This window comes from Butyrivibrio sp. AE2005 (genome assembly GCF_000686965.1).
GTDB lineage: Bacteria > Bacillota > Clostridia > Lachnospirales > Lachnospiraceae > Butyrivibrio > Butyrivibrio hungatei_A.
On the sequence record NZ_JMMD01000026.1, the window covers coordinates 1 to 13,757 of the forward strand.

The following is a 13,757-nucleotide window of genomic DNA, read 5'->3' on the forward strand; positions in this document are numbered from 1 at the left end:
TTCCTGCCGGCTACTTCAATGACACTCCACGTGTTCTTAATAACGCTCTCGTAGTTATAAAACCTGTTATCTGTAATACCTTTTTAAATATCAATTACTAAAAGAAGCATCTTAAAAAGACTTTCTACCTATGAGCGTTCATTTTCAATGTTTGAGGCATAATAATCATCGTCATCTTATACTCATATCAATAACTGTTTACCTCAGAAACAATAAAACTTAATCCTTAGGCTAACATGCTGACATTATCTATTCTTCAAATCAAAAATCGTTTACCTCAGAAAAGCTATTTTTTGCTCCTTAGGTATAAAATCAGATTTTCACCTCTATACCAACACATTCACTTCATCTGCAGAGGGTTATGCAAACAATAATTCCACTTCCACCTTACTCACATGTATACCCCGGCTTCTTATAAAGATTATCCAATTCCAAAGCAATATGTTTATCCCAAACTTTTTCTTTCCACTCTTCTTCAGGCACATCCGTAATTGCAACAGACACGCTAGACATCTTACAGCCCAATGTTTCTGCAACAACATCTGCTATTCTCTCTGCGCACTTCTTTTTCTGCTCTTCTGTTCTACCGGAAAAACACTGTATTTCAATATGTGGCATAGTAATCCCCCTAAAAACTTCGATTTATCGATTTAATATGCAAATAATCATACTACACACATTGTCACAAGCACAAACGGATATTGACTTAAGCCTTTCATAAATGTATAGTCTAAAAAAGGAAGCAACCACTCTGATTGCTTTCTTACAAATCTAAATTATCATAGAATACCCATATTTACAGAAAAAATTTCAAACTCTCTATAAATCTTTAGATCACCCTTCTCCAATCCTCCACATGCATATCTAATCCACCTACCCTATTCTTTTCTCCATAAAATCCTGGATGAAACATCGGATAAACATCACACTTATAAGCTCCGTCATGATAATTCAACACTACTCCACTATCAATATATTCATTATAATTCTTATACTTTGGAGCTTTTCCAAACAAAAGCTTTTCTGCCACCCGTGTAACAGACTCGCCCAAACAGATAATCTTCTCGGGTTTAAGAATATCTATAAGTCCCTTAATATACTCCGAATCTGTTTCCAACAAATCCTCAGTCATACCACCTGTATCTGCCCCAGTCCTATATCCAAGAGAAAAATTGCAGAAAAACAAATCCGGATATCTTATTACATCAATGTTGGGATATCCTATCTCAGAAAAAAGCCTAATCAGATTCCTATCGGTCTGTGACACCTTTGAATCCAAATGGCATCCAAAAAGATACGGAACATCAATCCCATCATTCATCTTTCTGATATTCTCACGCAACGTAAAGTTCTGCGTACTATACGGATTTCCCCAGTCTTGTCCAAGCAAAAGAATCTTTACCTTATCTTGTCTTTCTGAATATCTCCACCCCTGCCAATAAGTCCAAAGATTGATTTCTCTGCACAGATTGTCAGACTCATCCGTATCACACCAAGTTAATCTGACATTACCATTATCTCTGAAATTAGTCTTATAGTCGGTGCGCACCCTGCTGATTAAATTCAAGTATTTCTCATCCATATATTAACCTCGACTGGGCTTTATAAAAGGATATCCGTTAATTCAACTATATAAGGAAATATTCTCCTTGATTATAGATATCAGCATAACGTTCTTTATCTGTAGCCATGATCAAAAGCTATACCAATTTTTCCAATTCAGATTTGCACTTACTAAGGTATTTCAAGCAGTTCTTTGTATTCTTAACAGCCTCCTTGTCTAAAGAGCAATCTTCAACTTCAAGCTCCTTTAGATTCCTTTCCACTTTTTCTATAGTTGCTGATACCTCTGCGGACAGATTTTTAATAGATTCAATATCACTCAATCTATCTTTTAGAACGCTCTTACTAAAAACAAGAAGCTTAGTAGTCTGCCTCATCCAATACTCACTACTTGTTTGAGATAAGATTGCCGCCATAGAAGCACTTCCCGATCCTGCTATACCAAGTAAAGCACCTCCACCTGTAATAATAGCGGTTCCTCCTGCCATTCCTAATCCACCTGCAGCAAGTGATCCGCCTCCAACATATGCCAGACTCGCGCTTGCAAGTGCAGCTCCGTGAAGTCCAACAACAGCCTCTCCCGCAATCAATGATGCAATCCCCGGTGCAAACACAAAAGCAAGGCCACCTGCCGCAACAGCTGCAACTACTGCAACCCCAGCAGCTATAATGGCATTCTGAGAATTTCCACTAACATATCCCTTATACTTTTTATATGCCTCTCTTACAGAATCAATCTCCGCCTGATTGATAATTGTTTGCCTCCGTGCAAATTGATCATCTATATAATTGTATTTTTCACTATGTAGTTTTCTAAAATCCGAATCGTCCTTCACCCCCAATGGATAATACGGTTCAAAGACAATATATTCCATCGCCATTAAGTAGAACCATCTCAGATTTTCATTATCCTGATCAAGTGAGTTGAAAGAATCATAAATTGTTTTCTCATCAGTAACAAAATATTCTTCCGACTCCAATCCCATACCGGCAAGAATCTGTCCTTTCCATAATTCATGCCACCGCTGTTTTTTAGCCTTTTCATCAGCTTTTGATGTATGCTCTATATCCTTTGTAACAGTCAACGACTTCAGCGAAAATAATGCCCTCGTCTGAGCCGGTGTTAAAGACAGAGCCTTGAACGAATCATTAGATATCATATCTTCAACGACTTTTTCATCGTCCTTTATATTTTCAGCCTGTTTCTTCTTTCCTTTTCTCTGAAGGAATATCTTAATATCATCACTCCAATATTTACTGTCTGCAACACACGCAAAAACAAAGCGTCCTATTCCGGCAAAATTTATCTCTGTCATCAGAACTTCACGAAAATCATCTTTGCCTTTCTTTTCTTTATATATTGCTTTAACGGCCGCTCCTGCAACATTGATTCCCATGAAACACGCACTTGAAACAAGAACCATTATAGAAATGAGCCGATTATTAAATGGTAATATTTTCTCCACTTCAATTTTTTCAAGCTCATCTATTCTCTTAATATCCTTATCCTTAATCTCAGCTATAAGCTTCTTAAGCAAATAGAATGTTCTAACTATGCATTCATTGATAATAACAGGCGTATTTATCTCGAAAGCCCTGGATCCAAGAGAATCAATTGCATCACGAAGATTAAACGTCCCATTATATCCTTCTTCATCTGTGTATTGTGATTTTTCAAAAATCTTTACTATCCATTTTGAAAAAACTTCTTCGGCTTCAATATGATTTTTAGGAATCTCTCTAAACAAAGGCAACTTATACAGCTCTTTTAAAAGAAGCAACATCTCTTTGGGAATCTTCATTTCTTCCAAAATTGCTTTTCTGGAAACCGCTACATCAACAGCCAAATTAAAGATCCAATACAAGAAACCATATACTATTTTCTCTACGGAATCTCGACCTATAGCATAATAATCCGGCAACGGTTCACTAATAATACCTTTATCGCCAAGAATATATCTTTTTTCGCCGAACTGTGAAAAGACTGAGAATACCAATCCTGCCACAGACGGATGACTTGAAAGCATATTCAGCCATGCGTCAATACCGTCCTGCACTTCTATATCAAGCTGTTCTTTCGCATAAGGTATAAATCGTTCTTTGAGAAAAGCAATAGCTCCCTTAATATCAGATTTATCATAACCTGCTATCTGCGCAGCTATAGTAATATACTTATCCCAATCCTTGTTCTTCCATTCCTTTACTCTATCAAGATCTTCTTTACTAAGTTTTAATTGGCTGATAACTCCTGTAAGAACTCCGCTTGCAACTGCAACAGCGTAATAAGAATAATCCTTTTCGCTAATAGAATCATCAAAATCCGCATCAATAAAGTCATTGCTGTCAAATGTCCTGTCAGACTCAAACATCCTGACCTCAACATCATCATTGATCTCATATTCAAAAGAATATTTAGTAGCATCAACCAGCGAATAATTAACAACCGGAACCTCATTAAAAATATGTGTTTCATGTATTTCTGTTGATAATGGTGCTTTTTTTCTTAAAACAAGTTCATTAATTCCCATAGTTGGTCTCCTTTGTCACACACAGAAAAAGCCTTATTCAATCATCACTCACATTTTTCACTTAGTTTCCTTTGATCCCAAGCCAAAAGCCTCACAATAATTTTACCATGTATCATTAAATTATAAACGCAATTCAAAAGTTATATGGTACCTCATTATGTCTATTCAATCTCCCACACAACCGTCACAGTATCAGAAACCTCAATATCATCAGGTTCAATATCTATTCCCAGCTCTTCCCCGTCCGAAGACATAAGTGCATTTCTGAAGACGCCGTCATGCATTGGAGAATACTCAAACTGTATCTCTCCCCATGAATAATCGATAGTAAGGATATCTTTCAGATTAACACCTGCTGCCTTTGTAAGAACCACTGCTTTAGCTTTTGCATCTGAAACAGCTTTACCAAGAAGTTCATTCTTAGCACCTTCTTTATCCTTAACGGTATAACTGAGTCTGAAATCAGGATGTATCTCCTTTGCTGTAGCAAGCGCATAAAGGATCCTACCGAGTCTCGTATTATCAGAATCAAACTCAATCTTTACCTTATGCGTATATTCAAATCCGACAAAGCGCTCTTTCCAGCTCCTATCCTTTGTCTGATAACTTTCATATCTTGTGTCCACATTGAACAATAGTGTCTTAACATCGCTTCTTTCAAAACCCTGTTTTTCCAAAATATCTTTTAGTTCTTCGGTATCTTTTGAAGACTGCTCAAGGATTTTGCCATACTCTTTGTTCTGCCCGTCAAGTGTTATCGTAATTCTTGTTACATCCGGTCTAACCTTAAGATTTCCTTTGCCGGTAACCTTGATTATTCTTTCATTTGCCATGATAACTTATCCTCCTTACGCTTCTAATCTGCCACTACCATTTTTTAACACATCAAACTCTCCCAACACCTTCAGCATATCCGCCTCAAGTCTTACGCGCATCTCCGTCCGCATTTCTTCAGGAATCCCATAAAATGCCTCCGCCATTCCCCCCGCTATGCAGGTAAGCGTGTCACAGTCTCCGCCGAGCGAAACCGCCATCCTAATCACATCTTCAAAGTTTTCTCCTTCGAGAAACGCCGTAATCGCCTCAGGTACTGTCTTTTGACATGATTCATCATGATAATATCCAGGCCTTATCTCGTCACAACTGCGCCTAAGATCATATCCAAACTCTCGAACTACATAATCCTTTATCTCCTCCTTTCCTTTACCGTTCCTTGCAAGAAATATTACTGATGCCGTAGCCTCAGCGCCCTTTATCCCCTCAGGATGATTGTGTGTCACCTCTGCAGTCCACCTCGCCACTTCTCTTGTTTTTTCGATAGTGTCATAAAACCATCCTACGCTTGAAACTCTCATCGCAGAACCGTTTCCATAGCTTCCGTAAGGCCTCGGCTCTCTGCTTCCCAGCCAAAAAATGAACCTACCGCCGTAACCTGAATTAGGGTAACGTCGTCCCCAAGCCTGCATCTTTTTTACCAGAAAATCTTTGATTTCCTTTTCTTCGGAATCCACACCGGCGGACATAATAGCATCTGCAACCGCTATCGTCATGACCGTGTCATCAGTGAAACGCACTCTTCTGTTCCACATCTCAAAATCTTTGCTCTTATTTCCCATGTCGAACTCATAAGGTGAGCCAACCATATCTCCAAGAATTGCTCCGTACATATCTGCCTCCTGTCTGTTTTCGCTTGTTTTATTACTACAAACAAAGTATAGAAAAAAGAAAAGAAGAAGCGGTCACTTGGCAGGTGACTTTTCACTTCTTCCTGTATATGCCATATTGTAAGGCACTTTATTTACATCCTATACATTCTTGTTCGTTCTTGAACAGAGTCAGATTAATCTCCATCATGTCATATATCCCATGACTTATGTAGTAACCGACAATGAGATCAAATTTGCTGCTCGGCGACAGCGCTATTCCCGCTCTTTGCAAAAGATCTTTCGTCTCATCGATCGGTAGCTCAAGCGCTATGGCAAACGCTACAGCTGTCTTTTTACTCGGCTTATAATTTTTCTTGGTCTTGATATCGGAAAAAACCTTCTTCGTTATGTTGGCTTTTTTATAAACCGTCACATCATCAAGCCCACTCTTATCTATCAACTGAAAAAGCTTCTCCTGAAAACTCTCTGCAGGTGAATCCAACAGTTCATCAAGGCTCATTTCATCTACGTCCAAAGCTTCAGGCATGAGCTCTTTTGCAGCCCTCGGTAACGTGCCGCGTCTTCGCAGACCGGAAAGCATAACGCTCCCTGCTATGTGACTACGCTCATACTCTCTTTGATAGCTCCGCTCAACATAATTCTCATCAATATATCCCTGAACATCGGAAAAGACTTTTCCCGACAGTTCAAACGCTTTTCTGTCAAACACCACCAGAATAACAGTCATTTCATTTTCAAAAAGGAACTGCTGAATAACCGCCGTCGCTATCTGAAGCGCCTTATCCTTAGGAAATCCATATGATCCCGTAGCAATAAGCGGAAACGCAATGCTCTCACAGCCATTTTCAAGTGCAAGATCCAGTGCATTCTCATAACACGCCTTAAGAATATCGAACTCCCCATGATTTCCTCCATCCCACCATGGACCGCTGACATGAATGATATATTTTGCATCCAGATTAAAAGCCGGAGTAATCCCAACTTTTCCCGGCGCCAAAAAACCGATTTTGCGACGCTCAGCCAAAAGCTCTGCCTCTCCTGCTGCCTTATATATCGCAGAATCTACGCCACTTCCGACAGCAACATCCGGATTAGCCGTGTTCACTATTGCATCTGCTTTTACTTTTGTAATATCATTCCTGATAATCTGAAATGGCATCGCATGCTCCTTGTAAGTTACATATGTAAATTCCCTTTTTCATAAAATTATACCACGCGCTCTCTCTTTCCCGTACATATGCAACTATCACATCACAATAGCAGATGGTTGATATATCATTAGAATTTTTATATTATTTAGTCGAGGATTGTAGCATGAAACATGATCTTCGAAGAACCGAGTTTCGCGCAATAGAAGACAGCATTATATTTCTTATTTCACTCGTTCAAAATAAATATGGGACACATATAATCTGAATCTGCAGAAATTTTGCGCAAAAAATAAGACAGGAGTTTTCCTGTCTTACATCACTTCTGGTCCATTGGACCAGAAGTTGCTCTATTATGTTCTCGCAAACCAAGCAACATCTATTTTTTATATTCGAAAATATCCATATCTGCTACTAGTGCAATTCCTTTTTCAATTGCATCATTATATGACACATCCTCATATAAGAGTTTCTTTGTAATGTTATTGTAATCTGATTCATAGAATCGACTTGAAATAATTTCCTTAAGCATCTCTGGAATATTATATTCAAGCTGCGCGGAAGGATTACTCTTGGCCTTCATACGATCGTCGCGCACCCTATCAATCAAAGCATCCAATTCAGGTGTTATCTCAACCTCAGGAAGCAGCTTCGCAATATCATATAAATGTCTCGAATCTCGATCCATCATATTTTGAATACGGTAATCACAAACAGCAAATACCTTGTCAATAAATGTTCGCTCCAAGGACTGCACCTGCATACTTATCTTTGCTTCATCAAATGGAATAGGAAGAGTAATTCCATTCTTTTTGCAGAATCTACCCACAAAGCTATAAACATCATGAGTCTCTGCCGGATAAACATCCTGATAAAAACTCGTTTCAATAATCAGCTCCAAAGGTATTTCACTAAAAAATGATTCGTACTTAAACACATATTTGTTATAGCTATGGCGAGATTGTATATCCTCTGGATTCGTTAAAATCAGGCCTAAATCCTCTGCTAAATTCAGAATCAAATTCTTTGTCAGCTTCTTTTCACCTTCGGTTGGCTTGCGATTCATAGACAAATCGATGTCTTCTGAAAACCTATCAATGAGGCCATAAGCTTTAGATAAAGAAGTTCCTCCCTTAAAGACAAAAGGAAGGTCACTTTGAGAAATACCAGACAAGATCATCGACTGAATCGTATCTTTCTCAACCATCTGTGTCGTACGATGCTCTTCAGCAGCTACCGTCTCAATAATCTCTTTCCATTGCTCTTTATAATCTCTATACCAGTTCACCCATCAAGCCTCCTTCATAGATATTTCTATAAACTTTATCCGGATATAATGATAAGTATTGTTTTACAACCGAAAAATCCACACCTACTGAGTTGACAAAATCTTTTAGCTTTGAAGTAAATTCTTGTCCGGAAATCTCACTATACTTGTCAATCATAGACATTAAATCCAAAAACTGTAATGCAGATTTATTCTTAGATGTAACCTCAGCAACCGGTTTATATACAACAATGGTATTTCCATCTATCTCCTGCTTACGCTGTTTGGTAGATGCTTCATTACTACAAACTTCGTAACAAGACGGATTCTGCGTTGTAAATCCATATTTATTTGCAAGCTGTAATCCCGTTATATAGCCTTCCACTTTTTCTTCTGAGCCCAGATACTTCTTCTCGATATATTTATCTACTGAAACCTTTCCCTTTGTTCCAAGGATAGTAACATAGGAAAGAAAATATACACCATTATATAAGCGTTCCAACTTACCTTCATCCACAAGCTTCTTCATCTCCTGGCGAAGATAATCTTTTGAATCGCCTGGCAACTCAGTCAAAAATATCGGCTCACCATTTTTGTAATTTTCAATTATGTAATCATATACCATTTGGTTTACCTCACAAATTTGAAACCACTTGTTTCAACTTTATGATACAACCATTTATCCTTATTTGCAAGTTCTTATTATGGCGAATCAAAAACCAACCCCCACCATCTGTTTATTATCATAAATGCCCTTATATAGCAAAAAACAGCAGATCAATCATGACCTACTGCCTTAAGTACGAATATAATCTATACAGTTACTTCTGAAGCTGCTTAGTAATAATAGAGCGTTCATTATTAGAAACCCCCATATTATTCAACGTCTGCTCCAATGTCCACTTCATATTACTCATAAGATTTTTAACCATTTCAATCTTAGTATCAGTTGCATATTCTTCTGCATACTCTTTTGCATATTCTTCTGCATATTTCTTTACTGATTCACACATAACATCACGTCCTTCCTCAGTTTCTTTGAAATGATGCAATCCATCAGCTAACTCTTTATAATTCATGCCATCTGATGAAGTTGAACGGAAATCAGCCATCAGTTTTCCAATTTCATCATTTCCCTTGTAATTACCATTTACATATACAATATGTGAGCCATCATTCAGTGGTTCTTCAATTTCTGAAATAACTCTCTCTGCTTTGTCACAACAGTTTCGCTGTAGCTATCGTATGAAGGAATCACCTTCTTTATTGCCTTTTGAAGTTCCGGATATTCACAAAAAATATCATCATGAATATATAAAGAATCATCTCGCCAGAATTCCGGATTTTCAGGATCCCATTGCCCTTTATATAATTCATGGTAGCATGTTCCATGCCTCTCACTGTTCAATACACAAAATCTCATATCAATATGCCGCCACAATATCTTTTACGTCAGGTCTAAGCTCTCCGGGGCCGCACTGTCAATCAAAATACTGCATCTTCTCAACAACCTTCACAGGGCTCTTTACAAGCGAAGCAAAAGTCTGAGCGTCGCTCTTTTTCCCGACAAGTCCGCCGTAGTGGACGGGGATGGCGTATTCCGGCCTTATTGTATTTGCAAGATCCGCAGCTCTTTTGGCATCCATAGTAAACGTTCCTCCAATGGGCAAAAGAGCTATATCACACTTCACCTGCCTTGCCTCCTTCGTAGCTCCCGTATCTCCCGCAACGTAAATACGCTTTCCGTTAACCCTAAGGATATAGCCAACCCACTCAGCGCGCTTTGGATGAAACGGCTTTATCGTGTTGTAAGCAGGAACAGTCTCCATCTCAAGACCGTTTATCTCCTTGTAAATGCCAGGCTTAACCGTCACAATATCTTTTACATCAGGCTTAAGCTCTCCGGCGTCATCCTCCATCTTCTCAGGAACAACAAGAAGCGTCTCCGCTTTGATCACCTTCCTGATATCCTCAATCGAAAAATGATCGTAATGCGAATGTGTTATCAGAACATAATCCGCATCATGCGGCTCCTCCTTCATGTGAAAAGGATCCACATAGATCACACCGAGGTCGCTACGGATTCTTATGCTGTTTTGGGTAAAAACATCTATATTATCAAGCATTTCTTAATTACTCCCTATAACATTAATCCATATCTCATCCCCTCTTCCGGGTCTGATATCGTGAGTAACCTCATTACCTATCACTGTAAATCCGGCATCCTCCATAACCGGCACAATGCTTTTCTCATTAAAATCAATAAAGCTGCGCTCTCCGCGTTCCTTCACTCCATCGCCATATTTAAAAGACGCGTACATAACACCGCCATCTTTCAAGGAAGCCCGAAGCTTCCCAAGTATCTCAGGCAGTTTCTCTTTGGAAACATGCAATAGTGATGCGCAGGCCCATATTCCATCAAACTCATTGTCAAAAGAAATCTCTTCAAATCTCATGTTTAAGACTTCCCTGCCAATGTATGCAGATGCTCTCTTGCACATCTCTTCTGATGCGTCAAAAGAAATTACATCAAAGCCAAGATCCATGAAAGCCTTGCTGTCTCTCCCGCTTCCGCACCCAACATCCAAAACCCTTGCATTCTTTGGAAGGAGTGAAGCAAACTTATCCCTCTGATATGACATATCCGCTGCGACACTTCCTTCAAAGAACGAGTCAGCATTTTTATTATAATACTCTACATTACTATCATTCATAACTTACTGTTTTACTTTCCCCGGTTCCCAAGTGTTTACGTAACCGTTGTTCCTTGCCCAGTCATAGATCATTTTTATTCTTCTTGCAGAATCAGCTGCATTCCTCGTATTCTTTTCAATCAAAACCTCATTTCGCTCTGAAATCTTATTGAGATAGAAAACCTTTGCAAGCTTGTCCCTCTTCTTGTTATTGCATTCAGGGCAAGCCAAAACAAAATTCCAGATTTGATCATCCTTAATAAATGACCACGGAATAAAGTGATCAACCTCAACACTTCGCTTAGTAAGCGTCTTCCCACAATAGAAGCACTTATTCTCAAACTCTTCAAAAAGAATATCCCTATAATAAGCCAAACTACTACGTGTACGCATAGTGCTCTCATCTATCTTGCTTAGGAGATGATCAACAACGCTGTCTTCATTAACCCTCTCAAGAAACTTCGCCCATTCATAATAATTGAGTTTCTCAATGGCAACCTTGTGCTTGCACACAAACTCATACATCCTGGGATTGATGCGGATCCATTCTCCCTTCTTGGAAAAAGAGTATAATAATCCTTGCAGATCAGCATAAAGAGCGCCAACTACATTTTCCTTACATTTGATCTTCACCTTATGGCAAATATCAATCTGCATCTCATGAGAAAGACTTTCAAAAGGTATATCATCAAGTATGGCGTATTTCTCCTTGCCATAAATCAGCGCCTTCTCAAGCTCCGACTGCCTATTAAGTTTTCCGGGTTTCTTTTGCAGAACGTGATGCTTTAAAACCAAATTCCAATAGATTTCTGTAAATTTAGAAAAAAGCTGATCAAATGTCAGAACCAGCTTGTCATCAGTATTATAAAGATTATCAAGAATCGCCTTAAGAAAGCCATACTTATAGCTTGTATCATTCACAGACTTACTCGAAAAAAGAAATGCAAAAGCAGACCACATCTCATCATCTGAGAGGGGTCTGTCTACATATTCAGCTTTCTTTAATGAGTATCCTGCTGCCATGTGGGCTCCTATATACGAGAATTACATCCGTGTGCACATTATTTTTTCTTTTTACGCTTTTCACTTTTTTTAATTTTTTTCTTTTGTTCCTTTTTATCTATAGGCTCAGCCTGCGATATATCTCCCCCAGTTATTTCCTTCTCCTCACTTGACTCAGCTTTCTTCAATTCTTCTCCAATTTTTATATTATATAATGTCTTTCCGTCAAGATGTTCTAGCTTAACAATCTTTATATGTTCTCCCATTTTCTCATCGCTTCCGCAAAGATAAAATCCATCTTCAATTTTATGGTATATATACTCATATGATTTCTCACCATTGTCCTGCTCCGCTTCATAGTATAAATGGGATTTATCAATATTCTCGAATGGATATGTACACTTAATGCAGACATAACAGCTCACAGCCACATATATTATAGCTGTAATAATATCTTCAACGGTAATAGTCGCATAATCAGGCTTCACCTCTGTAAAAGAGATAGAAATAAACATAATATACATTAAACATATTTGTATCCTATTGGGGTTCCAATAGTCTTCTTTTTTCTTTCGTTTCCAACCAATTATCAATGCTGGCATTACCGATATAAGAAATAATACGTTAGAACATAGATATACCAAATCATAAACTTTTTCCGATACATTCCAATGCGCTAATTCCTTCGACCAAGTATACCTTCCGTATACAAGAGAATAGCACAATAATAATGAAATATATAAAGCAAAAAGTATCCTTTTCATCTTCTTTTCTTGCTTCTTCAACATAAGTTCCCGCTAAAGTAAATCTCCATATACTAAATCCCGCTATTAAAACAACTATATCAATGATTGCTTTTATTTGATCTATTGTCAGTAACATTACGCTCTCACATCTTCATCATATAAAGCGACGATGAATTCCCTCCCTAATCAGTTTAAATATCTTTCCTTTAGTTGTATATAAGCCACCACCTCATTCAACTGTAATTATCTATTTGCTTTGCTTCGTCCAAAGCGCTTAATAAAATATCTGCTGGATATTCTACATAATATCTAGTAGCGCCTTCTTCATTTAGTTCAAAACTAATCCCAGATGATTCTTGAACATCCTCTATAAACAGTCTACCACTCACTCCCCAAGCACATGTCATATCATAATCTATTATTCTATTTTCATCTTTCGAATCATAAATAATTTTTCGCCTTCCATCTCTTTGAGACTTCACGCATTCAGACATTAAATGTTTAAAATTTACTAAATCAAAATCATTTGCATTCTCTAAAGCTCTACAAACAATTAGATCTCCTATCGTAAAATCAGTGTTATTATTAAGATATTTTGCAACCATTATTCCCATAATCACACATGATCTTTTTGATTCAGCCAATATCACCTTTTTCATCACGTTCCCCATTTGGTATGCTTTATTTTGACCTGAATTCACGTAACTATATATTTGATTGATTGTTGTTTCTACGTTATTCCCTTTGCTCAATCCTACTAAAAACATCTTAAGTTTATAAGTTGAATACTCTTGAAAAAAACTTCTGCCTACGCTCAATGCGGCCCCCGCGACTGGATTTAATAATCCACTACAAGTGATAGAAACATCTCCCATTACTGATAATAATGGTTCACATTCGTCCATCATAGAAGTTATTTTATCCAACTTTAATTCCATAACATCACCTCTGTAGTAATTATTTTAATTTGTTTCAACGAGAATCCCTTCCATAAAAATTAGCATACAGTTGATTTTCTTCTCCTAACCGCCTTAATAGAATGCAAAAATATCTTGATGTCTACATTATAGAAAAATTTATGCATTACTCGCCTATCCTGTCAACGAAGACTCACCTTCCTAAATAATTAAATCATACAATAAT

15 protein-coding genes are annotated in these 13,757 nt (G+C 37.8%); all 15 read right to left on the minus strand.

Annotated elements, in window-relative coordinates:
* Window positions 1-387: 387 nt before the first annotated feature.
* The 15 genes from DL92_RS0113325 to DL92_RS0113400 all read right to left on the minus strand — a co-directional run bounded on the left by DL92_RS0113325 (window position 388) and on the right by DL92_RS0113400 (window position 13,552).
* Window positions 388-618 carry a tautomerase family protein gene (locus tag DL92_RS0113325; RefSeq protein ID WP_026667995.1) on the minus strand — a complete coding sequence of 77 codons (231 nt, stop codon included), beginning with the start codon at window positions 616-618 and terminating at the stop codon, window positions 388-390.
* A gap of 211 nt (window positions 619-829) precedes the next feature.
* Entirely contained in the window at window positions 830-1,582 is a 753-nt protein-coding gene (locus tag DL92_RS0113330) for a uracil-DNA glycosylase family protein (protein WP_026667996.1), read from the minus strand.
* Window positions 1,583-1,700: 118 nt separating this feature from the next.
* Window positions 1,701-4,091 (minus strand): hypothetical protein, encoded by a 2,391-nt coding sequence (locus DL92_RS0113335; protein WP_026667997.1) that lies wholly within the window; start codon window positions 4,089-4,091, stop codon window positions 1,701-1,703.
* Between the two features lie 161 nt (window positions 4,092-4,252).
* Window positions 4,253-4,924, minus strand: a complete 672-nt coding sequence (locus DL92_RS0113340; RefSeq protein ID WP_034469238.1) for an SIMPL domain-containing protein — start codon at window positions 4,922-4,924, stop codon at window positions 4,253-4,255.
* Window positions 4,925-4,939: 15 nt separating this feature from the next.
* Window positions 4,940-5,758, minus strand: coding sequence for an ADP-ribosylglycohydrolase family protein (locus DL92_RS19370; RefSeq protein WP_034469241.1), 819 nt, complete (start codon window positions 5,756-5,758; stop codon window positions 4,940-4,942).
* Window positions 5,759-5,885: 127 nt separating this feature from the next.
* Window positions 5,886-6,917, minus strand: coding sequence for a macro domain-containing protein (locus DL92_RS0113350; RefSeq protein ID WP_026667999.1), 1,032 nt, complete (start codon window positions 6,915-6,917; stop codon window positions 5,886-5,888).
* 368 nt (window positions 6,918-7,285) lie between these two features.
* Window positions 7,286-8,194 (minus strand): nucleotidyl transferase AbiEii/AbiGii toxin family protein, encoded by a 909-nt coding sequence (locus tag DL92_RS0113355; RefSeq protein ID WP_026668000.1) that lies wholly within the window; start codon window positions 8,192-8,194, stop codon window positions 7,286-7,288.
* Window positions 8,181-8,798, minus strand: coding sequence for a hypothetical protein (locus tag DL92_RS0113360; RefSeq protein ID WP_026668001.1), 618 nt, complete (start codon window positions 8,796-8,798; stop codon window positions 8,181-8,183). The genes DL92_RS0113355 and DL92_RS0113360 overlap by 14 nt, the downstream gene beginning before the upstream one ends.
* Before the next feature lie 196 nt (window positions 8,799-8,994).
* Window positions 8,995-9,285, minus strand: coding sequence for a hypothetical protein (locus DL92_RS19375; protein ID WP_051625355.1), 291 nt, complete (start codon window positions 9,283-9,285; stop codon window positions 8,995-8,997).
* A gap of 65 nt (window positions 9,286-9,350) precedes the next feature.
* A complete protein-coding gene (locus DL92_RS0113370; RefSeq protein ID WP_155841161.1) occupies window positions 9,351-9,596 on the minus strand; it encodes a hypothetical protein in 246 nt (81 codons plus the stop codon).
* Window positions 9,597-9,654: 58 nt separating this feature from the next.
* Entirely contained in the window at window positions 9,655-10,299 is a 645-nt protein-coding gene (locus DL92_RS0113375) for an MBL fold metallo-hydrolase (RefSeq protein ID WP_026668003.1), read from the minus strand.
* 3 nt (window positions 10,300-10,302) lie between these two features.
* Complete coding sequence (locus DL92_RS0113380; RefSeq protein WP_026668004.1) at window positions 10,303-10,887, minus strand: class I SAM-dependent methyltransferase; 585 nt, start codon at window positions 10,885-10,887, stop codon at window positions 10,303-10,305.
* A 3-nt stretch (window positions 10,888-10,890) separates the two neighbouring features.
* Window positions 10,891-11,889: an HNH endonuclease gene (locus tag DL92_RS0113385; protein WP_034469245.1), complete on the minus strand. Its 999-nt coding sequence runs from the start codon at window positions 11,887-11,889 to the stop codon at window positions 10,891-10,893.
* 38 nt (window positions 11,890-11,927) lie between these two features.
* Window positions 11,928-12,656 (minus strand): hypothetical protein, encoded by a 729-nt coding sequence (locus tag DL92_RS21290; RefSeq protein WP_197027263.1) that lies wholly within the window; start codon window positions 12,654-12,656, stop codon window positions 11,928-11,930.
* Between the two features lie 191 nt (window positions 12,657-12,847).
* A complete protein-coding gene (locus DL92_RS0113400) occupies window positions 12,848-13,552 on the minus strand; it encodes a hypothetical protein (RefSeq protein ID WP_026668008.1) in 705 nt (234 codons plus the stop codon).
* Window positions 13,553-13,757: the final 205 nt, after the last annotated feature.